This is a genomic window from Streptomyces sp. NPDC037401, assembly GCF_055602345.1.
Genome location: NZ_JBVJWO010000090.1, coordinates 1 through 1,261 on the forward strand (window position 1 = coordinate 1; position 1,261 = coordinate 1,261).

The window sequence follows — 1,261 nt, forward strand, 5'->3', positions numbered from 1 at the left end:
ATCCCCCAGGTTTTCAACCCTGGTGGGTTCGGTCCTCCACGAAGTCTTACCTCCGCTTCAACCTGCCCATGGCTAGATCACTCCGCTTCGGGTCTTGAGCGTGCTACTGAAACGCCCTGTTCGGACTCGCTTTCGCTACGGCTACCCCACCCGGGTTAACCTCGCAACACACCGCAAACTCGCAGGCTCATTCTTCAAAAGGCACGCAGTCACGAGAGCAAGGCAAGCCTTGCTCCGACGCTCCCACGGCTTGTAGGCACACGGTTTCAGGTACTATTTCACTCCGCTCCCGCGGTACTTTTCACCATTCCCTCACGGTACTATCCGCTATCGGTCACCAGGGAATATTTAGGCTTAGCGGGTGGTCCCGCCAGATTCACACGGGATTTCTCGGGCCCCGTGCTACTTGGGTGTCTCTCAAGCAAGCCGCTGACGTTTCGACTACGGGGGTCTTACCCTCTACGCCGGACCTTTCGCATGTCCTTCGCCTACATCAACGGTTTCTGACTCGCCCCACGGCCGGCAGACCGTGGAAGAGAGATCCCACAACCCCGCACACGCAACCCCTGCCGGGTCTCACACGTATACGGTTTGGCCTCATCCAGTTTCGCTCGCCACTACTCCCGGAATCACGGTTGTTTTCTCTTCCTGCGGGTACTGAGATGTTTCACTTCCCCGCGTTCCCTCCACACTGCCTATGTGTTCAGCAGCGGGTGACAGCCCATGACGACTGCCGGGTTTCCCCATTCGGACACCCCCGGATCAAAGCCTGGTTGACGACTCCCCGGGGCCTATCGTGGCCTCCCACGTCCTTCATCGGTTCCTGGTGCCAAGGCATCCACCGTGCGCCCTTAAAAACTTGGCCACAGATGCTCGCGTCCACTGTGCAGTTCTCAAACAACGACCAACCACCCGTCACAATCCGCCGAAGCAGACCTTTACCGGGGCCGGCACTGAAGGCGACCTTGCGGCCGTACCTTCAGATACCCAACAGCGTGCCCGGCCCAGTCCCGTCCGGTGATCATGCGTTCCACGCTCCGAAGAGCAGTACTAGCAGCCACCGACCCGTGGTCTGAACCGAGTAGTCAACGTTCCACCCATGAGCAACCAGTGCGAGACGTTCGCTCGCATGCTGGCCTCTGAACCAAGCAAGCTTGGCTTAGAAGTGCTCCTTAGAAAGGAGGTGATCCAGCCGCACCTTCCGGTACGGCTACCTTGTTACGACTTCGTCCCAATCGCCAGTCCCACCTTCGACAGCTCC

Annotated in this window: 2 rRNA genes; both read right to left on the reverse strand. The window is 59.0% G+C overall.

Features of this window, described 5'->3' with window-relative positions:
• Positions 1–865 (reverse strand): 23S ribosomal RNA (locus ACZ7H1_RS37350); the annotation flags it as partial.
• Between the two features lie 311 nt (positions 866–1,176).
• A 16S ribosomal RNA gene (locus ACZ7H1_RS37355) occupies positions 1,177–1,261 on the reverse strand; the annotation flags it as partial.